Annotated in this window: 17 protein-coding genes; 10 read left to right on the forward strand and 7 right to left on the reverse strand. The window is 56.1% G+C overall.

The genetic code is table 11. The features are described from left to right. Window positions 1-33: 33 nt before the first annotated feature. The 3 genes from odhB to lpdA all read left to right on the forward strand — a co-directional run bounded on the left by odhB (window position 34) and on the right by lpdA (window position 3,356). Window positions 34-1,272, forward strand: coding sequence for a 2-oxoglutarate dehydrogenase complex dihydrolipoyllysine-residue succinyltransferase (odhB, locus tag CPH65_RS04195; protein ID WP_096172267.1), 1,239 nt, complete (start codon window positions 34-36; stop codon window positions 1,270-1,272). 246 nt (window positions 1,273-1,518) lie between these two features. Continuing rightward, the gene (locus CPH65_RS04200; protein WP_157747494.1) at window positions 1,519-1,950 is read left to right on the forward strand and encodes a hypothetical protein; all 432 of its coding nucleotides are present in this window, start codon (window positions 1,519-1,521) and stop codon (window positions 1,948-1,950) included. A 5-nt stretch (window positions 1,951-1,955) separates the two neighbouring features. Continuing rightward, window positions 1,956-3,356: a dihydrolipoyl dehydrogenase gene (gene lpdA, locus CPH65_RS04205; RefSeq protein WP_096172269.1), complete on the forward strand. Its 1,401-nt coding sequence runs from the start codon at window positions 1,956-1,958 to the stop codon at window positions 3,354-3,356. Between the two features lie 98 nt (window positions 3,357-3,454). Here the strand turns inward: lpdA and CPH65_RS23725 are convergent, their stop codons facing one another. The 3 genes from CPH65_RS23725 to fsa all read right to left on the reverse strand — a co-directional run bounded on the left by CPH65_RS23725 (window position 3,455) and on the right by fsa (window position 5,928). After that, window positions 3,455-3,880 (reverse strand): hypothetical protein, encoded by a 426-nt coding sequence (locus CPH65_RS23725; protein WP_157747495.1) that lies wholly within the window; start codon window positions 3,878-3,880, stop codon window positions 3,455-3,457. Between the two features lie 265 nt (window positions 3,881-4,145). Further along, the gene (locus CPH65_RS04215; RefSeq protein WP_096172271.1) at window positions 4,146-5,114 is read right to left on the reverse strand and encodes a tyrosine recombinase XerC; all 969 of its coding nucleotides are present in this window, start codon (window positions 5,112-5,114) and stop codon (window positions 4,146-4,148) included. Window positions 5,115-5,274: 160 nt separating this feature from the next. Beyond that, window positions 5,275-5,928 carry a fructose-6-phosphate aldolase gene (fsa, locus tag CPH65_RS04220; protein ID WP_096172272.1) on the reverse strand — a complete coding sequence of 218 codons (654 nt, stop codon included), beginning with the start codon at window positions 5,926-5,928 and terminating at the stop codon, window positions 5,275-5,277. 367 nt (window positions 5,929-6,295) lie between these two features. On the opposite strand from fsa, the gene CPH65_RS04225 reads away from it, so the two are divergent. From CPH65_RS04225 to CPH65_RS04255, 7 genes are all read left to right on the forward strand, one after another. Then, on the forward strand, window positions 6,296-8,494 hold the full coding sequence (locus CPH65_RS04225) for a primosomal protein N' (RefSeq protein ID WP_244574535.1): 2,199 nt from the start codon (window positions 6,296-6,298) through the stop codon (window positions 8,492-8,494). Between the two features lie 223 nt (window positions 8,495-8,717). After that, window positions 8,718-9,278 (forward strand): F0F1 ATP synthase subunit delta, encoded by a 561-nt coding sequence (locus CPH65_RS04230; RefSeq protein ID WP_096176231.1) that lies wholly within the window; start codon window positions 8,718-8,720, stop codon window positions 9,276-9,278. Further along, window positions 9,278-10,807: a F0F1 ATP synthase subunit alpha gene (gene atpA, locus CPH65_RS04235; RefSeq protein WP_096172274.1), complete on the forward strand. Its 1,530-nt coding sequence runs from the start codon at window positions 9,278-9,280 to the stop codon at window positions 10,805-10,807. The genes CPH65_RS04230 and atpA overlap by 1 nt, the downstream gene beginning before the upstream one ends. Before the next feature lie 30 nt (window positions 10,808-10,837). Continuing rightward, entirely contained in the window at window positions 10,838-11,722 is an 885-nt protein-coding gene (locus tag CPH65_RS04240; RefSeq protein ID WP_096172275.1) for a F0F1 ATP synthase subunit gamma, read from the forward strand. Between the two features lie 23 nt (window positions 11,723-11,745). Continuing rightward, window positions 11,746-13,176 (forward strand): F0F1 ATP synthase subunit beta, encoded by a 1,431-nt coding sequence (atpD, locus tag CPH65_RS04245; RefSeq protein WP_096172276.1) that lies wholly within the window; start codon window positions 11,746-11,748, stop codon window positions 13,174-13,176. Between the two features lie 36 nt (window positions 13,177-13,212). After that, complete coding sequence (locus CPH65_RS04250) at window positions 13,213-13,617, forward strand: F0F1 ATP synthase subunit epsilon (RefSeq protein WP_096172277.1); 405 nt, start codon at window positions 13,213-13,215, stop codon at window positions 13,615-13,617. 461 nt (window positions 13,618-14,078) lie between these two features. Continuing rightward, window positions 14,079-16,184 carry a methyl-accepting chemotaxis protein gene (locus tag CPH65_RS04255; RefSeq protein WP_096172278.1) on the forward strand — a complete coding sequence of 702 codons (2,106 nt, stop codon included), beginning with the start codon at window positions 14,079-14,081 and terminating at the stop codon, window positions 16,182-16,184. Between the two features lie 102 nt (window positions 16,185-16,286). Here CPH65_RS04255 and CPH65_RS04260 read toward each other — a convergent pair whose 3' ends face one another. The 4 genes from CPH65_RS04260 to CPH65_RS04275 form a co-directional block, all read right to left on the reverse strand. Continuing rightward, entirely contained in the window at window positions 16,287-16,790 is a 504-nt protein-coding gene (locus tag CPH65_RS04260; RefSeq protein WP_096172279.1) for an RNA pyrophosphohydrolase, read from the reverse strand. A gap of 123 nt (window positions 16,791-16,913) precedes the next feature. Next, window positions 16,914-18,059: a divergent polysaccharide deacetylase family protein gene (locus CPH65_RS04265; RefSeq protein ID WP_157747496.1), complete on the reverse strand. Its 1,146-nt coding sequence runs from the start codon at window positions 18,057-18,059 to the stop codon at window positions 16,914-16,916. Between the two features lie 63 nt (window positions 18,060-18,122). Further along, the gene (locus CPH65_RS04270) at window positions 18,123-19,499 is read right to left on the reverse strand and encodes a S41 family peptidase (RefSeq protein WP_096172281.1); all 1,377 of its coding nucleotides are present in this window, start codon (window positions 19,497-19,499) and stop codon (window positions 18,123-18,125) included. After that, a complete protein-coding gene (locus tag CPH65_RS04275) occupies window positions 19,496-20,920 on the reverse strand; it encodes a murein hydrolase activator EnvC (protein WP_096172282.1) in 1,425 nt (474 codons plus the stop codon). The genes CPH65_RS04270 and CPH65_RS04275 overlap by 4 nt, the downstream gene beginning before the upstream one ends. Between the last annotated feature and the right edge of the window lie 42 nt (window positions 20,921-20,962).

Raw genomic sequence — 20,962 nt, forward strand, 5'->3', positions numbered from 1 at the left:
GCTGACTGACTTTAATGAAATGTGAGAAGAAAAATGGCAACGGAAATCAAAGTCCCAACTCTGGGCGAGTCAGTGACCGAAGCAACCATTGGTCAGTGGTTCAAGGCAACCGGTGATGCCGTTCAGGCCGATGAGCCGCTGGTTGAACTGGAAACCGACAAAGTGACGATCGAAGTGCCGGCACCTGTTGCTGGTACCTTGGGTGATATCGTCGCGCCAGAAGGAGAGACCGTCGAGGTGGGCGCTCTTCTTGCGATGCTGAACGAAGGGGATGGGGCTGGCGCAGCACCGGCAGCTTCCTCCTCGGCTCCAGCCAAGGAAGAAAAACCTGCTGAAGCCCCCGCTCCAGCAGCCAAGGAAGAGTCCAAGTCGACCTCCATGCCGCCCGCTCCGAGCGCTTCCAAGATGATGACCGAGAACAAGGTCGATCCGGACGCAGTCTCGGGCTCTGGCGTGCGCGGTCAGGTGCTTAAGGGCGATGTGATCAATGCAATCGCATCGGGTGCGACGGCTCCGGCCGGTGCATCGGCTCCCTCAGCGGCTGCGCGTCCGTCTTCGAAGCCGGATGATGCTGCACGCGAAGAGCGTGTGCGCATGACCAAGCTGCGCCAGACCATCGCTCGCCGCCTGAAAGATGCCCAGAACACGGCTGCGATGCTGACCACGTTCAACGATGTGGACATGTCGGCGGTCATGAACCTGCGCAAGGAATATAAAGACCTGTTCGAGAAGAAACATGGCGTTCGTCTCGGCTTCATGGGCTTCTTTGCCAAGGCTGTTTGCACCGCGCTGCAGGAAATTCCTGCAGTGAATGCCGAGATCGATGGCACGGATATCATCTACAAGCACTTCGTCCATCTGGGCGTTGCCGTCGGTTCGCCGCGCGGTCTTGTGGTGCCGGTGGTTCGCGATGCCGACCAGATGTCGATTGCCGAAATCGAGAAGGCAATCGGTGAGTTCGGCCGCAAGGCGCGGGATGGTCAGTTGACCATGGACGAAATGCAGGGTGGCACCTTCACCGTTTCCAACGGTGGTGTTTATGGCTCGATGATGTCCACGCCGATCCTCAACGCACCGCAGTCCGGTATTCTGGGCATGCACCGCATTGAAGAGCGTCCGGTGGTTCGCGATGGTCAGGTTGTCATCCGTCCGATGATGTATCTGGCGCTCTCCTATGATCATCGTGTTGTCGATGGCAAGGAAGCCGTGACCTTCCTCGTGCGCATCAAGGAAGCTCTTGAGGATCCGCAGCGTCTCGTTCTGGATCTCTAGAGTTGAATGCTCTTTTCGGTGACGGGGCCATGTGTGCCCCGTTTCCATTTGCATCCTGTCCGGGGTTGGGCGTCCATTGACCAATTCCGTTTAGGCCTGATGCATGATATGGGCAAGGCATGAACCCTGTTCGCAGAAATGCATAAAAAGCACCGAAAAGCATCGTTTCAAACCCATCCGCTAAGCCGGATCGTCTTAAAAACGCTCTAGGTCCCCCGATGAGGGGAACCCCAAGGAGAGATGCCGTTGGCCGTCGCGTTGAAAATTGGAAGCTGGCTTTGTGCCATCTTCATGATTTTTTCGGCCATCGTCTGGCTGGTCGGCGGATTTCTGGTAACCAATGCCCTGTCCAACAATGCCGGGGGGACGGTGCCGGGTCTTGATCTGATCCCTGCTACCTTTTGGCCCTTTCGCGCCGTTGTATCGGCAATCGGTGTGGTTGGCGCGGTGACTCTTGTCTTGTCGCGCCGGACCTTCTTTCGAGTGATTGCGCTGTGGTTAGCGCTTGAACTCATTCTTATCGGCTGGCTCTATGCGAGCGGTTTTCTTGCCTCTCAATTTAACAATCTTGAAAGCGTGCGCAATCTTGCGATTCTGCAGATGTGCGGTCTCAGTGTGGTGATTTTTTCCTGGGTGAAACACAACACGCTCTTTCGATCCGGAATCCTTCAGGAGTGAATGAAATGTCTTATGATCTTGTGGTGATTGGTACAGGCCCCGGTGGCTACGTGTGTGCGATCCGCGCCGCCCAATTGGGCATGAAGGTTGCTGTGGTCGAAAAACGCAAGACCCACGGTGGCACCTGTCTCAATGTTGGCTGTATCCCGTCCAAGGCCTTGTTGCATGCCTCGGAGCTTTTTGATGAAGCCGGGCACGATTTTGCCAACATGGGCATCAAGGTCGGCAAGCCCGAGCTTGACCTCAAAGATATGATGAAACACAAGCAGGACGTGATCGACTCCAACGTTGGCGGTGTCGAGTTTCTGCTCAAGAAAAACAAGATTGATGTGTTCCATGGCGCAGGCAAGATTGTCGCGCAGGGCAAGGTTGAAGTCACTCCCGACGAGGGTGACGTGCAGACCGTCGAAGCCAAGGGCATCGTGATTGCAACCGGCTCGGACGTTGCGAACCTGCCGGGCATCGAGATTGACGAGAAACAGGTGGTGTCGTCCACTGGTGGTCTTGAGCTCGACAAGGTTCCGGGCAAGATGATTGTCGTGGGTGCCGGCGTGATCGGGCTTGAGCTTGGATCTGTCTGGCGTCGTCTCGGATCCGAGGTGACTGTGGTCGAATTTCTTGACCGCATTCTGCCCGGCATGGATAGCGAAGTGGTCAAAAATGCCCAGCGCATTTTCAAGAAACAGGGATTTGACTTCAAGCTGGGGACCAAGGTCACCGGTATCGAAAAGACCAAGAAGGGTCTCAAGATCACGACCGAGCCTGCGGCTGGCGGCGATGCTTCAGAGCTTGAAGCGGATGTGGTTCTGGTTGCAATTGGTCGCCGTCCTTACACGGACGGGCTGGGCCTTGATACAGTTGGTGTCGAGCTCGATGATCGGGGCCGGGTCAAGACCGACGGGCATTTCAAGACCAATGTGGACGGCGTCTATGCCATTGGTGACGTGATCGAGGGTCCAATGCTGGCGCACAAGGCCGAAGATGATGGGGTTGCTTTGGCCGAGATCCTCGCCGGTCAGGCTGGTCATGTTGACTATAATCTCGTGCCGGGCGTTGTCTATACCATGCCGGAAATCGCGGTGATTGGGAAAACCGAAGAGCAGCTGAAAGAAGCGGGTGTCGCCTATAATGTCGGCAAATTCCCCTTCTCGGCCAATGGTCGCGCCAAGGCGCAGCGCCACACGGACGGGTTTATCAAGGTGCTGGCCGACAAGACGTCGGATCAGGTGCTGGGCGTTCACATGATTGGTGGCGGCGTTGGCGAGTTGATCCATGAGACATCGGTTCTGATGGCCTTCTCGGGATCTGCCGAGGATCTTGCACGCACGATCCATGCGCATCCGACCCTGTCTGAGGCGGTCAAGGAAGCCGCGCTCGCGGTCGACAAGCGTCCGATCCACATGTGATGGGCCGGAGTTGCCCGGCTCAACCTTGAGGGCCGGGATGAGCATTGCAACAGGCTGTCATCGTGCAGCCTGTTTTTATTTTGTCCGCCCGCTTCGGGCTATTTTTTCCAGAGCACGAACTTGCGCATCTCGTCGGGCTTGCGGCGATCATGATAGTCGTCAAACACCTGCGCATCCATGCGCTTGCCGTTGATCGAAACGGTCACTGTGCGTTTGGCAAAAAAGGTGCGGTAGCTCACCTGAAAGCTGGTGTCGTCGAAACGATGAGCGATTGATCGCCCCCACGTGCAATCGCGGGGTGCGCAAGCCGTGTAGGCCTTGATCTGGATGTGTGGAACCGTCTGATCGTTGCAGATTGCGCGAACTTCCAGCTTGGTCAGGTCAGAGCGATTGCCTGCAAAGGGATTCTCCCAATTGCCGATCGTTCGCGATTGAACACAAGATTCGCTTTGTGCCGCAACGGATGTTGTCATCAGGCCCATAAGGCCGAACAAGAGCAGGGTCGCCTTAAGAAGGGATGCCATATCCAATTCTCCGCATTGTTGATCGGTCTGGGCAACAGGCCGTTCCCGATCTTCGAAGCCGGATCCGGTTTTGCGATGCTTTGCTCTTGCGGTCGCAAGAGAACGTTCAAAAGAGCGCTTGCTTTCAATCCGAAAGCCCGTTGATCGCCAAACCGCAACGGTTTGATAAGTATAAGGGTAACAAAAATGCGTTACGTGCTCGTTAAGTAAACCCTTATAGTCCGAGCCAATCACGCGGATTTATGCTGATTTCTTGCAAAAACTGTCAGGAGCGGGGATGGGCTTTTTGATAGATCGACATCAACTCGGACATTTCGACCTCGGTGTAGCTCTGGGTTGTTGACAGGCTGGCATGGCCCAGTAGCTCCTGAATGGTCCTTAGATCGCCGCCATTGGCCAGCAAATGCGTGGCAAAGGAATGCCTCAGGCCGTGGGGCGTGGCGCTGTCTGGCAGGCCAAGGGCACCGCGCAGCAGCTCGATTGTCTTCTGCACCACGCGCGGGCTCAAGGGGCCGCCTCGCACACCGCGAAAGAGCGGTTCGTCTGGGTCCAGTTCAAACGGGCAACGGTCGATATAGTCCGTAAGAGCGGTCTGGACCACCGGCAGCACAGGCAGGCGGCGCTGCTTGTTGCCCTTGCCGGTCACGGTCATGGCGTTCTGGCCGGGCTGGGGGGCCGTGCGCAATGTCAGTGCGAGGGCTTCGGAGATGCGAAGGCCAACCGCATAGAGCAAAAGAAAGACGGCGCTGTCGCGTGCCGTAACCCATGGTTCCGTCGCCAGCGATTCCGACGGGTTCACCAGCCGCTGCGCCTTTTCAACCGTCAGCGGTTTTGGCAAGGAGCGCGAATATTTGGGCGGCTTGACCGCTTTGAAGGGCGCTGAGGTTGCCTGACCGCGCTCTTCAAGATAGCGCACAAAAGACCGGATGCCAGCAAGACTTCGTGCGAGTGAGCGCGAGGATACGCCATCCTGTCTGCGCCGTGCCATATAGGAGCGCACGTCTGCGGGGCGCAGGGACGGGAAATGGGACAGGTCGGCAGGCTCGCCCATGTGATCGGTCAGAAAGGCAAAGTACTGGTCGAGATCCCGGTCATAGGCTTCGCAGGTTGCCTCAGAGAGCCGCCGTTCGTTCGTCAGCCCTTCTAGCCACTGCTCCTGAGCCTTGCGCAAGGGTCTCGTGGCAATGATCAGGGCATGGGGGGGCTTGGTGGCAGCCTGACTTGAGCGGGCCATCGGGGTCTCCTGTCGTCGGGCGGGGCAAGCGGCACTATGACTTCAGCGAATCAAAAACCCCGACACCTGTTGCCAAGCATCGGGGATAAGGATTAACCCTTTTTTAAGGCCGATCGATGCGATCGATCTTTCAAACGCGATTTTAATATCGCGTGGAGCCTTAAACGATTTTCTGACCGGTTTTCGCCCAGTCGGCCAAGAAGGCTTCGAGTCCTTTGTCAGTCAGGACATGTTTGGAAAGGCCCTTGATGACGGCTGGCGGCATGGTTGCCACATCGGCACCGGCCAGAGCGCATTCCTTGACGTGGTTCGCGCCGCGGATGGAGGCTGCCAGAACTTCGGTCTCGAAACCGTAGTTGTCATAGATGGTGCGGATTTCTTCGATCAGCTCCATGCCGTCGATGTTCAGATCATCAAGGCGACCGATGAACGGAGAGATGAAGGTCGCGCCAGCCTTGGCTGCAAGCAGGGCCTGGTTGGCCGAGAAGCAGAGGGTGACATTGACCTTGTGGCCCTGATCGGTCAGCGCTTTACAAGCTTTCAGGCCATCAATGGTGAGGGGCAGCTTGATGCAGACATTTTTCGCGATCTTGAGCAGCTCTGCTGCTTCTGCGAGCATGGCTTCGGTTTCCAGCGCGGTAACTTCGGCGGAAACGGGACCGTCGGTGATTTCGCAGATCTCTGCGATGACTTCCTTGAAGTCACGACCGGATTTCACGATGAGGGACGGGTTGGTTGTGACACCATCGATCAGGCCGGTAGCGGCCAGTTCACGGATCTCGTTGGTATCAGCGGTGTCGACGAAGAATTTCATTGGAATCGGTGCTCCCTAGTCCATTCGCGCGGGACTGTGTCGTGCTTCGTAACGACGACAGGATAACGCGCTGTTTCAATGGTTGTACACTTCTCGCATTTGAGGGCTTGCGCGAAATGTTCTAGATCAAATTTTCTTCAGCTGCCCGCCTGAAAGCAGAAATGTTGATCTACCTGGTCAACCCGGTGGCATCGAATCGGGTTATGCTTTCGCGATTAATGCCCCGGCCAAACCTGCGCCAATTCCGGAATGGAAATCGCTGACAGATTTGCATATGTTCCTTAAACCAAAGTTGGCCATCCGTCAGCCCCCCTGAATGGCGAAAAGTCGTTTCCTCTGTCGAGAAGTCTAAAATAAAGGGATCTTTGTGTCTTCGTTTAGTCAGATCGTGTCGGTTCTGGTCCCCGTTTTCGCGGGGGGCACCTATAGCTATGGGGTTCCCAGTCTTCTGGGCAGCGAGGATCCTGACTTCGGGCACCTTGAGCCGGGGCAGGTTGTGCGTGTGCCGCTGGGGCCGCGTTCGGTGATCGGTGTGGTTTGGGACGATGAAAGCGACTTCAAGGATGAATCCCGGATCAAGGATATCGAGCATGTCTATGACGGGGTGAGGCTGTCCGAGGATTTCAGGCGCTTTGTCGACTGGATCGCCAGCTATACCCTTGCACAGCGGGGCATGGTGTTGCGTATGGTCTTGCGCGGGGAAGAGGCGCTTCTGCCGCCAAAGCCCACACCGGCCTTGCGCCTGACGGGGCCTGCACCAGAGCGCATGACCAAGGCCCGTGCGCGGGTCATTGAGGCGATGGAAGGGGGGCTTGCCGAGACAAAGTCCGAAATCGTTGAGAGATCCGGTGTTTCGGCCTCGGTCATCGATGGTCTCATAAAGGCCGGAACGCTTGAAGCCTGTCTTCTGCCCCCGCCCAAGCTGATGGAGCGTCCCGACGCCGATCATGCCCCACCTGCTTTGTCCAAGGCTCAGGAAGAGGCTGGCGAAAAGCTGCGCAATGCGGTCGCCCAATCCCGGTTCTCAGGCATCCTTCTTGATGGGGTGACGGGATCGGGCAAGACGGAAGTCTATTTTGAAGCGGTTGCCGAAGCGCTGCGCCAGGGACGTCAGATCCTTATTCTGGTGCCCGAGATTGCGCTCACCAGTGCGTTTCTTGATCGATTCGAAGCCCGATTCGGAACCCGTCCGGGCGAATGGCACTCCGGCCAGTCGCAAAGATACAAGAACCAGATCTGGCGCGGCGTGGCGACCGGTGAGGTCGACGTGGTCGTGGGCGCGCGCTCCGCGCTGATGCTGCCCTTCCGCGCTTTGGGTCTGATCATCGTGGATGAGGAGCATGACGGGGCCTACAAACAGGAAGACCGCGTGATCTATAATGCTCGGGACATGTCGGTGGTGCGCGGGCATCTCAGCGGCTTTCCGGTGATTTTGGCCAGCGCCACGCCATCGGTCGAGAGCCGCAACAATGCGGATCAGGGACGGTATGAGCATATCTGTCTGCCTGATCGCTTCGGCGGACAGTCCATGCCGGATATCAAACTTATCGACATGCGGGTCAATCCGCCCGAGCGCGGCAACTTTCTCTCACCGCTTCTTGTCGATGCGGTCAATGAGACTCTGGAGGCCAAGGAACAGAGCCTATTGTTCCTCAACCGACGCGGCTACGCTCCCTTGACCCTATGCCGAACCTGCGGCCATCGCTTCCAATGCCCCAGTTGCTCGACATGGTTGGTGGAGCACCGGTTCCGCAAGCAGCTGGTGTGCCATCACTGTGGCCATTGCGAACCGGTGCCGCCATCCTGTCCGCAGTGCGGTAATGAGGACAGTCTCGTCGCCTGTGGACCGGGAGTGGAGCGGATCGCAGAGGAAGCCGCGAGCCTCTGGCCGGACCGGCATATCGTTATTCTGTCAAGCGATCTCATCCACGGGGTGCAGCAGCTCAAGGCCGAGCTTGAGCTGATTTCCTCAGGCAAGGCCGATATCGTGATCGGGACACAGTTGGTCGCCAAGGGGCACAATTTTCCCTCAATGACACTGGTGGGGGTGATCGATGCCGATCTGGGGCTGGCCCACGGGGATCTGAGGGCCGGGGAGAAGGTGTTCCAGACCCTTGCTCAGGTCACGGGCCGGGCAGGACGGCACAAGGGGCAGGGGCGCGGCTTGCTTCAGACCTATGCGCCGGATCATCCCGTGATCAATGCCCTTGCGGTGGGCGACCGTCAGGGGTTTTACACCTATGAGCTGGAGCAGCGTCAGCGGGCGATGATGCCTCCCTTCGGGCGCCTTGCCGCCGTGATCCTGTCTTCCGAGCATCGTGAGGCTGCCTTGTCCTACGGTCGGGAGATGGTTCGCTGCGTACCGCGCGAGGAGGATGTGCGGGTGTTGGGGCCGGCGGAAGCGCCGCTTTCCGTTTTGCGGGGGCGTTATCGGTTTCGCCTGCTTGTGGCCGCCCCAAGAGCCTTTCCCCTATCGCCCTGGTTGCGGCGCTGGTTGGCCGCTTGTCCCAAGCCAAGTGGTTCTTTGCGTGTACAAATTGATGTCGATCCGGTATCTTTTGTCTAATAAAAACAGATTCATTCATCCGTCTTTCGCAGTATAAACGGCTTTTACGACTTATAGCCATGAAGGTAATGTTGCGCAGTCGGAAGGCATGTGCTAGACGAGCATCGACCTAGGAGTGAGACGCTCCCGGGTGGATGATACGGACGCCCTTAGAAGATGGCGGTTCCTAAGTGGGAATACGCTGCGAATGTAGGGTAATCTCCTAATGTCAGAGAGCGACCAGGTGACGGATAACAATTCAGAAGTTTCAGGAGTGGCCGAACGCTATGCGCGTGCATTGTTCGACCTCGCTTCCGAAGAAAATGCGCTTGATGCAACTGAGACTCAGCTTGGCAGCATCGAAGCGATGATGAATGAGAGTGAAGACTTCAGGCGGCTTGTTCATAGCCCTGTTTTCACCGCCGATGAACAGCTCGCTGCTGTTTCCGCTATTCTAGACAAGGCTGAAATCACTGGCATTGTTGGTAATTTCGTCCGTGTCGTTGCTTCCAATCGCCGGCTCTTCACGCTGCCGGGGATGATTACAGGTTTCCGCAAAATTCTTTCTCTTCAGCGTGGTGAGCAAGTGGCTGACGTCACGTCTGCCCGCCCGTTGGATGATGCTGAAATGGAGGCGCTCAAAGCGTCGCTCAAGGATGCATTGGGCAAGGATATTGCAATTGATGCCAAGGTCGATGCAGACATTCTGGGTGGCCTTGTCGTAAAAGTAGGTTCGCAGATGGTAGATTCCTCTGTGCGCACTAAACTCAACTCGCTCAAGATTGCACTGAAAGAGGTCGGCTGATGGATATTCGGGCCGCGGAAATTTCCGCAATCCTCAAAGAGCAGATCAAAAACTTCGGCTCCGACGCTCAAGTCTCCGAAGTTGGTCAGGTTCTCTCTGTTGGTGATGGTATCGCCCGCATCTACGGTCTGGACAATGTTCAGGCTGGTGAGATGGTGGAATTCCCTGGTGGGATGCGCGGTATGGCGCTCAACCTTGAAATGGACAACGTCGGTGCCGTGCTTTTCGGCGACGACCGCGGCGTCAAGGAAGGCGATATCGTAAAGCGTACCGGCGCTATCGTTGACGTACCTGTCGGCAAAGGTCTTCTGGGCCGTGTCGTTGATCCGCTTGGTAACCCAATTGATGGTAAAGGCCCGATCGAGGCTACCGAACGCCGACGCGTTGACGTGAAGGCTCCGGGCATCATTCCACGTAAATCGGTTCATGAGCCGATGCAGACCGGCCTGAAGGCCGTGGATGCTCTGATCCCGATCGGTCGTGGTCAGCGCGAGCTGATCATTGGCGACCGTCAGACAGGCAAGACCGCAATTGCGCTTGATGCCATTTTGAACCAGAAGTCGATCAACGACACCGGTTCGGAAAGCGAAAAGCTCTACTGCGTCTATGTTGCCATCGGTCAGAAACGCTCTACCGTTGCCCAGTTCGTGAAAACGCTGGAAGAAAACGGCGCTCTGGAATACTCCATCGTTGTCGCGGCAACCGCGTCCGATCCTGCTCCGATGCAGTATCTGGCTCCCTTTGCCGGTTGCGCCATGGGCGAGTATTTCCGCGATAACGGCATGCATTCCCTCTTGGTCTATGATGATTTGACCAAACAGGCTGTTGCCTATCGCCAGATGTCCTTGTTGCTGCGTCGTCCTCCTGGGCGTGAAGCTTATCCTGGTGACGTTTTCTATCTGCATTCCCGTCTTTTGGAACGTGCGGCGAAGCTGAATGAAGACAATGGTTCGGGTTCCATGACCGCTTTGCCGGTGATTGAAACTCAGGCCAACGACGTGTCTGCGTTCATTCCGACCAACGTGATCTCGATCACCGATGGTCAGATCTTCCTTGAAACCGATCTGTTCTATCAAGGGGTGCGCCCTGCGGTGAACGTTGGTCTGTCGGTGTCCCGCGTTGGGTCTGCCGCTCAGGTCAAGGCCATGAAACAGGTGGCTGGTCCGATTAAGGGTGAATTGGCTCAGTATCGTGAAATGGCTGCCTTTGCGCAGTTCGGCTCCGACCTTGACGCCACCACACAGCGGTTGCTCAACCGTGGTGCGCGGCTCACCGAGCTTCTCAAGCAGCCCCAGTTCTCGCCGCTTCGCGTGGAAGAACAGGTTGCTGTGATCTATGCCGGTGTGAACGGATATCTCGATACCATCGAAGTGAACCGGGTCCACGCGTTTGAAGAGGGTCTTCTGGCTGTGATGCGCAACGAGCACAAAGATGTGCTGGATGCCATCCGTGAGAAGAAATCTCTCGATGACGATCTGAAATCGAAACTGAAGGCGGCGGTCGACGGTTTTGCGAAAAACTTCGCTTAAAACCCGACTGACGGGGAACGGAGGCTAAGAATGCCAAGCCTTAAGGACCTCAAGAATCGTATCGCCTCGGTTAAGGCGACACAGAAGATCACCAAGGCCATGCAGATGGTTGCGGCTGCAAAGCTTCGTCGTGCCCAGAGCGCGGCGGAGGATGCGCGGCCCTATGCCGAACGCATGGACGAGGTTCTCGCCAACGTGGCGGCCAGTGTTGCTGGTGACGATTCAGCGCCGGCCCTTTTGGCCGGGACTGGTTCCGATCAGAACCATCTGTTGTTGGTCTGCACTGCTGAACGCGGTCTTTGCGGCGGCTTCAATTCTTCGATCGCGCGTCTTGCGCGCGCTCATGCCCGGTCTCTCAAGGCTGAGGGCAAGACAGTCAAAATTCTGTGCGTCGGCAAGAAAGGCTTTGACGTACTCAAGAATGAGTTCGGCGATGACATCATTGATGTTGTTGATATGCGCGATGTGAAACACTTGCGTTTCAACGACGCCGAAATGCGTGTTGGGCGGCCTCTTCTCTTCAAGTTCGAGAAGGGTGAGTTCGATGTCTGCACTCTGTTCTATGCCCGGTTCCAGTCTGTGGTGACACAGGTGCCGACCGCGCAGCAGATCATTCCGGCTGTGTTTGAAGAAAAGGCCGACGGTGAGAAAAAATCCGGTGCCATTTATGAATATGAGCCGGGTGAAGAGGAAATCCTTGCGGATCTTCTGCCAAGGAACGTGTCGGTTCAGATTTACCGGGCGCTTCTTGAAAATGGTGCTTCTGAGCAGGGTGCTCGTATGTCCGCGATGGACAATGCGACACGCAATGCTGGTGAAATGATCGGTAAACTTGAAATGTCATACAACCGGCAACGACAAGCACAGATCACGAATGAATTGATTGAGATCATCTCGGGTGCTGAGGCGCTCTGACGGCGATTGATGAGGATAGACGAATGGCAGCAAATGAAGCAGCTACCGGACGTGTCACGCAGGTTATCGGCGCTGTTGTGGACGTCCAGTTCGAGGGTGAACTTCCACCCATTCTGAACGCACTTGAAACCGACAACAATGGCCAGCGCCTTGTGCTTGAGGTCGCTCTTCATCTGGGTGAGAACACTGTTCGCACCATCGCGATGGACAGCACCGAAGGTCTTGTTCGTGGCCAGCCTGTGACAAACACAGGTTACGCGATTGCTGTGCCGGTTGGTGAGCACATGCTGGGACGTATCGTCAACGTGATTGGCGAGCCGGTTGACGAAGCCGGTGATCTGGATCGCTCCCAGACCCGCGAAATCCACCAGCCTGCTCCGTCTTTCGTGGATCAGTCCACCGAAGCTGAGATTCTGGAAACAGGCATCAAGGTTGTCGACCTGCTGGCTCCTTATGCCCGTGGCGGTAAAATTGGCCTGTTTGGCGGCGCCGGTGTTGGCAAGACGGTTCTCATTCAGGAGTTGATCAACAACATTGCTCTTGGGCATGGCGGCTACTCCGTCTTTGCCGGTGTTGGGGAACGGACCCGTGAGGGTAACGACCTGTACTGGGAAATGATCGAATCCGGCGTGAACAAAGAAGGCGGCGGCGAGGGCTCCAAATGTGCCCTGGTTTATGGCCAGATGAACGAACCACCGGGAGCGCGTGCTCGTGTGGCTTTGACCGGTCTGACCGTTGCTGAGCATTTCCGTGATGAAGGTCAGGACGTTTTGTTCTTTGTGGACAATATTTTCCGCTTCACTCAGGCAGGCTCCGAGGTGTCCGCGCTTCTTGGTCGTATCCCGTCTGCCGTGGGCTATCAGCCTACTCTGGCAACCGATATGGGCTTGCTGCAGGAACGCATCACCACCACCAACAAGGGCTCGATCACGTCTGTTCAGGCCATTTACGTGCCGGCCGATGACTTGACTGACCCGGCGCCTGCTACTTCCTTTGCTCACTTGGACGCAACCACCGTGTTGAACCGTGCCATTGCTGAGAAGGGGATTTATCCGGCAGTGGACCCGCTCGACTCGACGTCTCGTATGCTTGACCCGCGCATCATTGGGCAAGAACACTATGATGTCGCTCGACGTGTTCAGGAAACGTTGCAGCGCTATAAAGCTCTTCAGGACATCATTGCCATTCTCGGCATGGATGAACTGTCTGAAGAAGACAAGATGGCGGTTGCCCGTGCTCGTAAGATTGAGCGCTTCCTCAGCCAGCCGTTCCATGTGGCAGAGGTCTTTACCGGTGTTTCCGGTAAGCTGGTTTCTCTGGAAGACACGATCAAGGGCTTCAAGGGTCTTGTTGAAGGTGAGTATGACCACTTGCCAGAGGCTGCTTTCTACATGGTCGGATCCATGGACGAAGCAATCGAGAAGGCTCAGAAACTCGCAGCAGACGCCGCTTAAGCGACGTCAACGCCCTGAGAAAATAGGATATCCAACATGGCCGAAGCTTTCAGCTTTGAACTTGTATCACCGGAAAGACTGGTTCTTTCAGCCGCTTGTCGCTCAGTCGTTGTGCCGGGCATGGACGGATTTTTCACCGTCCTGAAAGACCATGCGCCGGTGATTGCCTCCGTTTCTCCTGGTGTTCTTGAAGCCGAACTGGAGGATGGCAGCAAACAGGATATTTATATCCGTGGCGGTTTTGCCGATGTCACGCCGTCCAGTCTGAAGGTTCTGGTTGAACAGGCGCTGCCGGTTGTAGAGCTGGATCTTGAGCGGGTGCAACAGCTCATCAAGGATGCTGAGGAAGATGTCGCAGATGCCGAAACTGACGAGGTCTTGAATGAGGCGGCACTCCGCCTTGCGCGTCTCGAGAAGTTGCGTTTGGCGACGACGAAATAAGCTCGTTTGTTAAGGAATTGAATAGAAAGGCCGTGGCATTTGCTGCGGCCTTTTTGTTTTATATCGAGACAGGGCGCACCGTGAACGCAGTCAGTCGAGCGCGGAGGTTTCGCTCTCCCTAAAAAGGGATTGCGTTCTCCGAACCCTATTCTGGTTTACTCTCTCTATAAGTGCATAGTATTGAAATGTTTGTGAATAGAGCCTGTGAGATACCTGACTTGCCTATAGTCATGGTTGTATAGAATCACATTTGCACGATCCGAGTAAAAAACGACTTTTGGGTCGCTCCAATCAAAATAAATTCATTCCTTTCTCGTTCCGATTTTCTCTTTTAGTTATCAAATAATTAAGCTTCAATCCATTTCATTCATATTTGTACTTAATGGATTGTTAACCTTGGTTTACAAAGTTGGTTGTAATTCGCGTTTTGACTTACACCCAAAGGTTTTACGGTCCCTATTATGAACACCGCCACAACCCTTCCCGATACGGACGCTACAACTCCGGATTCTGGTCACGTTCTTCATGACAAGCCTCAACGATCCTTGCTGTCCCACCTCAGGATTGGTCACAGGATCTATTTGGGTTTTGCTTTCATCCTTCTCCTGCTGGTCGGTCTGACGACCTACGGAACGCTCAATCTCAAAGACCTTGAAGACAGGATCCTTTTTTATGGCGACAAGGCAGGAGATGCACTGCTGTTGTCTGATCTGCAACGCAGAGTGGTCGCGACGCAGCTTGAGGCCCGTGCTTATCTGGCAACCGTGACAAAGGAGGCGGCGGAAGCCAGAAAGAAAGACTTCTCAGACAGTTTTGCCAAGGTGCTTGAGAATGTTGAGCTTGCCAGAAGCGAATTGCAGAAGCCGGAACGGGTAGCCCTGCTGAAACAAATTGATGCCCGGTTGGAAAGCTACAAGAACGGGTTTCTGGACATCACTAACCACCGTAGTGAGATGCAGCGCCTTGCCGGCGTGGAAATGGCGGAGCAGGGCAATCGGATCAAGGATGAACTGAGCCACATCCGGGATGCAGCCTTCTCCAGTGCTGACCTCGTCTCGGCACGCTATGCCAGCGAGGCCCAGGAATATCTGCTTTTTGCTCGATTGAACGTGATGAAGTATCAATCATCGACCAGCGAAGCCGAGGCCGAAACAGTCGAGAAAAACCTCAGGCATCTTGAAGACAAGCTGGTTCAGCTGGAAGACAGTGTTATAAGCACCGCGCAGAAGTCCACGCTGCGCGACGCCAATCGCGATACCAAGGACTATCTGGACGCCTTCAAGCGTCTTCATGAGGCCACCCAGGAAACCTTCCGGCTGCGACAGGAAGTGCTTGATACGGAAGCCACAGAGATCCTCGCCGCCTCCCGGGCAATCACCGTGTCCGCCAAGAAGGATGAAGGTGCGACACAGGAACGGGTCAACAAGCAGATTGACGACTTGAGGCTGATGATGATGCTTGTGGGCATTATCGCAACAAGCGTCGGGCTTGTTATTGCCTTCCTGATCGCGCGCAGCATCACCAAACCGGTGGTGTCCCTGACCGGTGTCATGGTTCGATTGGCCAACAATGACCTTACGGTTTCTGTCACCGGGCGTGAACGGGGCGATGAGGTCGGATCAATGGCGCAAGCGGTTGAGATATTCAAGCAGAATGGGATCCGGACAAGGCAGCTTGAAGAGGAGCAGAAGCAGGCGAAGATCGAGGCTGAAAAGGAAAAGCATGAGCTGATGGTCAAGATGGCCGACGAATTCGATGCTCATGTCGGATCCATCGTCAATGCGGTCTCCACGGCGTCGACAGAGCTTAGTGCAACGGCCAAGGCGATGGCAGATGTGTCAATCGAAACCGAAAGCCAGGCGACGCGGGCATCGGCTGCCTCCGAGCAGACATCGAGCAATGTGCGGTCCGTTGCGTCTGCAACTGAAGAGATGACCAGCACGATTGCCGACATCAGTCAGCAGGTGGTTCAGGCCAACAACGCCGCCCGGGATGCGGTGGAGAAGGTTGGAGAAACCAACGGTCAGATCCAATGGTTGGCCGAAACCTCCACCAAAATCGGCGAAGTGGTCGAAATGATCTCTGGCATCGCCGAGCAGACCAATCTTCTGGCGCTCAATGCCACGATCGAATCAGCGCGTGCAGGGGCCGCCGGGCGCGGGTTTGCGGTGGTTGCCAGCGAGGTTAAGGCGCTTGCTGGGCAGACCGCCAAAGCGACCAGCGATATCGGAGCCAAGATCAACGAAATCCAGTCGGCGACGCGAGAAGCCTCGTCATCAATGGAGGACGTCAGCCACGTCATCCAGACGGTCAATGAGATTTCTGCGGTGATTGCCTCCGCGATGGAAGAACAGAACAGTGCTACGCAGGAAATTGCCAGCAACGTTCATCAGGCCGCAGAAGGAACCCAACTGGTCAGTGAGAATGTCTCGGCGGTTTCCTCGGCCTCCAAGGATGCAGGCGCGGCCTCGGCGCAGGTGCGGTCCGCAGCAGCGGAGCTTGAGCAGCAGTCGGCGTTCCTGAAAGAGGAGGTTGCGAAGTTTGTCACTCAGGTCAGGGCAGGATAGGGGTTGTGTCCTGATCGGAGCGTGGGGTCACTTGCTTGGGTGGCAAGTGGCCCTTTTCTATGGCCGGTGTCTGAAGGACGCCGGAAAAGCATATAAGACCCCTTAGTCGATGAGGTCCTCAAAAGCCTTGACGACCTCTGTATAGACGTCCCGTTTGAACGGTACGATGAGGTCAGGCACTTTGGCAAGCTCTTCCCAACGCCAGTTCTGAAACTCCTGATGCTGTTTGCCGTCGCCGGGGGTGAGAATATTGATCTCTTTGTCGTCTCCTTCGAAGCGGAAGGCGAACCAGCGTTGGCGCTGGCCACGGAATTTGCCTTTCAGCCCGATGCCTAACAGATCGTCGGGAAGGTCGTAGTAGAACCAGTCCGGGGCTTCGCGCATAAGCGAGACGTTGTGAATGGTGGTTTCTTCGAACAGCTCGCGTTTTGCCGCGTCAAGGGGATCTTCGCCCTTGTCGATACCGCCCTGAGGCATTTGCCATGTGAACTGGCTTGTGGCGAGTTCGGTGGAGCCATAGCGATCGCCGATCCAGACCTTGTTGTCCTTGTTCAGCACACAGATGCCAACGCAATCGCGGTAGGGGAGATCCTCACGTGAAACCATGTCTTGATGCCTTGCTGTTTGGATGGAGCGCCCTGAATACAAACCGGGGGACCGGATTCAATTCTGACGCTTCAGCAGAGCCGTTTTGCGCGTGGTCAGGAGCCGGTGCGCGCGAGAACGGCTCTATTGTTGCAGGAGTGTTGTGACAGGAACGAGCGCAAAGCCGCGCTGTCTGAGATTTTGGGTCCAGTCCGATATGGACCTGATGGATATGGGATAGGCCGAGGCCACACCGAGCGCGACGCCCTTTTCCTGTGCAATCGTTTCGAGCTGGATGAGCCGGGTTTCGATATCGGCAGCTCGGCCACGGGCATCAATGATGAGATCGGCGCGCAGGTTGGGCACATTCAGATTGCTGGCGAGGGTGTTGAGGCGGCTGCGCCCTGATGCGCCCGTCTCGACATACATCAAGCCGTTGGCTTTCATTTCGCGCATTAAATCGGTTCCGGCCATTTCATCGGTCGAGAAGCGGGCCCCCATGTAATTGACCACGCCGACATATTCATCAAAGCGTCCCAGCACCCAGTTCAGGCTGGCGCTGTTGGTCTTGGCATCGGCCGAGGTCAGCAGGGTGTGCGGGCCGGGGTCGTTGTTGGGATAGTCGAACGGCTCCATCGGCACCTGAATGAGCAGTTCGTGGCCTTGGCCGCGTGCTTTTCTGGTCCAGCGTGCAAGGGAATTGCCATAGGGAGCAAAGGCAAGAGTGATGTCGGGCGAGAGCAGGCTGAGCGCTTCCTGCGTCGTGGTCTGTGACAGTCCAAGTCCATCGACGATAATCGCAATCTTGGGCAGGCCAGCGATGGCGTCGCTGTTTACTTCCCGTGCATTCAATCGATAGGGAGCCTTGCTGATGTCCGAGGTGGCCGAATTGAGCGTCGGGTCCGAAGGATCCAGCACGCGCACCTCGCCATTGCCCAACGTGTCGGTCTCGGTCGAGGCGAGCTGATCGTCGGGCGTGAGCTCGGTCAGGCCGTTCATGTCAGCGTCGGGGTCGGGCTGACCATCGATGTTGGTTTCGGGTATGCCGGGTTTGAGGCCGGGGCGAATGCCTTCGATCCCGATCTGGGTGCCTGAATTCATGGCACCGGATAGATCGACGACTTTGGTGGCGTAGCCGCCATAGGGGTCATCGACGAGGAAAACCCAGGATGCAAGGCCAGTTATGACAACGGCAAGCGCAGCAAGGGATCCCAACATAAAGATCTGGCTTTTGCGAAGGGAAGGCTTGTTCGTTTGCCCAAGGGGCTTGTTCAGATCATTCGCCGCCATGATCCGCTCCGGACTTTTGTAAGAGGAAGAGGCAGGCCCCATGTCGGGGCCTGCCATCAATCTTTAGATGCTCTTCTTGACCTTGGGAGGATAGGCCTCATTGGTTTCCTCGCCATGGATCAGCTTGAGCGCATATTGAAGCTGAGTGTCTTTTTCCGCCTCTACCGGCACATAAGACGGCGAGTAGGGCAGTTTTTCCTCGGTATCACCCTCGGTTACAGACTTTTCTGCTTCAGTGTCGGCCACGTCTTCTTCATTCTCCAGATGCCCCTTGAGGGTGGCTTCTGTCGTGGAGGCCTGCGGGAACATATCTTTCAGTTCCTCGGGTAGCTCCTGCTTGACGAAGATGTCCGGCACGATGCCCTTGGCCTGAATCGACCTGCCCGACGGAGTGTAGTAACGGGCTGTGGTCAGGCGAATGGCGCCATTGTTGCCAAGCGGAATGATCGTCTGAACGGAGCCCTTGCCGAAGCTCTTCGAGCCAATCAGCGTGGCGCGTCCATGATCGTAGAGTGCCCCTGCCACAATTTCCGATGCCGAGGCAGAGCCGCCATTGATCAACACAATCATCGGGCGACCCTTGAGCATGTCACCAGCACGGGCATAGAAGCGCTTGTCCTCTTCCTTGTTGCGACCGCGGGTGGATACGATTTCACCCTGATCGAGGAAGGTATCGGAAATGGCGATCGATTGGTCGAGCTGACCGCCCGGGTTGGAGCGCAGATCGAGAATGAAGCCCTTGATCTTGTCGGCTCCGATTTCCTTTTCGAGTTCGCCGATTGCGTCTTTCAGCCCTGCAAAGGCCTGGCCGTTGAACTGGGTGATGCGGACGTAGCCGATATCATCGAAGGCCTTGGACCGAACCGAGGTGAGCTTGATGACTTCGCGGGTGATTTCCACTTTGAAGGGTTTCTCGATGCCTTCGCGGATCACCGTCAGCTCGATCTTGGAGCCAGGCTTGCCACGCATCTTGTCAACCGCTTCATTAAGCGTGAGGCCGCGTACTGGCTGTCCATCGAGGTGAGTGATGAAATCATCGGCGAGCATGCCTGCCTTGTGAGCCGGGGTGTCGTCAATGGGCGAGATCACTTTGACCAGACCATCCTCGAGGGTGACCTGAATGCCAAGCCCACCGAACTCGCCGGATGTTTCCACCGCCATATCCTCGAAATTCTTCGGGGAGAGATAGCTGGAATGTGGATCGAGTGCGCTCAACATGCCGTTGAGGGCGGAGGCGATCAGTTCCTCGTCCTCGGGCTGTTCAACATATTCTCGTTTGACCCGCTCGAACACATCACCGAACAGGCTCAGGTTACGATAGGTGTCGCTGCCAGCGGCGTGCGCCGGGCTGGTTGTTTCCCACGGTGCCACCGCGAAGGTGATGACGAGGCTTGCGCCCATCAAGGCACCTAGAAACATAAGTGAAAGTTTACGGATCATCCGTCTGCCTTTTCCTTCAAAACTGCTGTCCACCATGGTGCTGGATCAACTGCAACACCATCTTTTCTCAATTCCATGTATAACACCGGTTTGGAGGTTCCTGCATCTAAAAGATCCGAGGCCGCCAATCGTGTCTTTTGCATCGTCCCGACTGGTTCATTGGCCAGAACAAAACTTCCCACTTCCGCAAAAAGTTCGTCCAGACCTGACAGAACGATATGGTAGCCATCTCCGGCATTTATAATCAAGAGCTTGCCAAAGGATCTGAATGGACCCGCATACACAATCCAGCCATCCGCAGGGCTCGTTACCTGAGCGCCGGCGCGCGTCGCAATCGATAATCCCTTGATTCTGCCTCCAAAGCCATCACTAGTTCCGAATTGCTTCAGAATCGTTCCATTCGCCGGGAGGCGCAAGAGTCCTCTCATCTTATCAAAAGGTATGGCAGGAGAAAGGCGCGCTGCATCTTTCAATGCCGCAATCTTCTGCTTTTTCGTTTCAATCTTCTGCTCCAGAGCCCGTTTTTCGGCATCCTTCGCCTCTCTAACGGCAAGACGGGCGGCTTCTATCTCTTTCTCCATGCCTTCGATGAGGTCCTGAAGGCTTTCCGCTTTTGCCGCCAATTCGGCCGTTTTTTTCTGCTCGTCTTCAGCGGCCCGCGCAGTGGTGCTCTGCTGTTTCTCTTTGCGCTGCATCAGAAGATCAAGGCGCTGTTGCTCTTCCTCAAGCTTGGCCAGCCCTCCCTGAAGGGCGCCCTTTTCGTCCTCAATTTCCGTGTGCAGGCGAATGAGTTCCTCGAGCTGAGTGGCAAGGGAGGTGGCCTCGAGACGGATTTCCGGCACCAGGGTGCTGAGAAGAATGGCCGAGCGGACCGCATCAAGGGCCTCATTGGGCCGAACGGCAAGGGCCGGTGGCGGGTTGCGGCCGATGCGTTGCAGGGCGGCGAGAACCTTCGACAGGGAATCGCGCTGCTCGGCGAGGGAAACCCGAAGCTCCGTCTGGTCGGCGAACAGGATCTTGAGCCGGGCTTCACGCTCTGAAATGGAGCTTTCAAGGGTCTGGATGCGGTTGGCTGTGTCAATCAGGTCCGTCTGGATTGTCTGGCGGTCTGCTTTGAGGCGGGCGATTTCCTGGCTGAGCTCGTCGCGGCGTTGTTCCGACATGGCGATCGACTGTTCGATGGTCGAAAGCGCCTTTTCCTGATCCGTTCTGGCCTTGAGACGCGCTTCCAGTGCGCGCGCGGCACGGGCTTCGGCTTCCGACATTTCAGGAGCGGGATCGGGCGCGTCTTCAGATGCTGGATCTGACTGCGCCAGAGCGGGGCGCTGCACCGGTGTAACGGTCAAAAAAGCGAGGAAACAAACAGCCAGAACGCGGGACGCGAAGGCAAGGATGCTGATGGCATTGCGTTTGTTCGGCATCGATCGCTTCGATTGGTTCACGGGCACCCGAATCACCTTTGA

The sequence above is a fragment of the Cohaesibacter sp. ES.047 genome (assembly GCF_900215505.1).
Classification (GTDB): Bacteria; Pseudomonadota; Alphaproteobacteria; order Rhizobiales; family Cohaesibacteraceae; genus Cohaesibacter.

Excerpts from the sequence above, each read along its gene's own strand:
- odhB (WP_096172267.1), top strand. The coding sequence starts at position 34 with ATGGCAACGGAAATCAAAGTCCCAACTCTGGGCGAGTCAGTGACCGAA.
- lpdA (WP_096172269.1), top strand. The coding sequence starts at position 1,956 with ATGTCTTATGATCTTGTGGTGATTGGTACAGGCCCCGGTGGCTACGTG.
- CPH65_RS23725 (WP_157747495.1), bottom strand. The coding sequence starts at position 3,880 with ATGGCATCCCTTCTTAAGGCGACCCTGCTCTTGTTCGGCCTTATGGGC.
- CPH65_RS04215 (WP_096172271.1), bottom strand. The coding sequence starts at position 5,114 with ATGGCCCGCTCAAGTCAGGCTGCCACCAAGCCCCCCCATGCCCTGATC.
- fsa (WP_096172272.1), bottom strand. The coding sequence starts at position 5,928 with ATGAAATTCTTCGTCGACACCGCTGATACCAACGAGATCCGTGAACTG.
- atpA (WP_096172274.1), top strand. The coding sequence starts at position 9,278 with ATGGATATTCGGGCCGCGGAAATTTCCGCAATCCTCAAAGAGCAGATC.
- CPH65_RS04240 (WP_096172275.1), top strand. The coding sequence starts at position 10,838 with ATGCCAAGCCTTAAGGACCTCAAGAATCGTATCGCCTCGGTTAAGGCG.
- atpD (WP_096172276.1), top strand. The coding sequence starts at position 11,746 with ATGGCAGCAAATGAAGCAGCTACCGGACGTGTCACGCAGGTTATCGGC.
- CPH65_RS04250 (WP_096172277.1), top strand. The coding sequence starts at position 13,213 with ATGGCCGAAGCTTTCAGCTTTGAACTTGTATCACCGGAAAGACTGGTT.
- CPH65_RS04255 (WP_096172278.1), top strand. The coding sequence starts at position 14,079 with ATGAACACCGCCACAACCCTTCCCGATACGGACGCTACAACTCCGGAT.
- CPH65_RS04260 (WP_096172279.1), bottom strand. The coding sequence starts at position 16,790 with ATGGTTTCACGTGAGGATCTCCCCTACCGCGATTGCGTTGGCATCTGT.
- CPH65_RS04265 (WP_157747496.1), bottom strand. The coding sequence starts at position 18,059 with ATGGCGGCGAATGATCTGAACAAGCCCCTTGGGCAAACGAACAAGCCT.
- CPH65_RS04270 (WP_096172281.1), bottom strand. The coding sequence starts at position 19,499 with ATGATCCGTAAACTTTCACTTATGTTTCTAGGTGCCTTGATGGGCGCA.
- CPH65_RS04275 (WP_096172282.1), bottom strand. The coding sequence starts at position 20,920 with ATGCCGAACAAACGCAATGCCATCAGCATCCTTGCCTTCGCGTCCCGC.